We start from the raw sequence: 373 nt of genomic DNA, 5'->3' as shown, positions 1-373 counted from the left end.
GTGTGGCATTGGTTGGTTATACAAACGTTGGCAAATCTACACTTATGAATGTAGTAAGCAAAAGCGAAGTTTTTGCCGAAAATAAATTATTTGCTACCCTTGATACTACGGTACGTAAAGTGGTTATACAAAACTTACCTTTTTTATTAAGTGATACGGTTGGTTTTATTAGAAAATTACCAACGCAATTGGTTGAGAGTTTTAAAAGTACTTTAGATGAAGTGAGAGAAGCCGATTTGTTATTACATGTAGTTGACATTTCGCACCCTAATTTTGAAGAACACATTGCTTCGGTTAATAAAATTTTAGGCGAAATTGATAGTAGTGATAAACCTACTATTATGGTATTTAATAAAATTGATGCTTACAAGCC

The 373-nt window shown here is 32.4% G+C and carries 1 protein-coding gene; it reads left to right on the top strand.

Going from position 1 to position 373, the window contains the following annotated elements:
* The coding region (locus FUA24_RS02790) for a GTPase (protein ID WP_246146931.1) at positions 1 to 373 on the top strand (373 nt) is incomplete at both ends.

The sequence above is a fragment of the Seonamhaeicola marinus genome (assembly GCF_008085455.1).
Note: the sequence above shows the minus strand (reverse complement) of the source record. Positions and strands in the feature narration are given on the sequence as shown.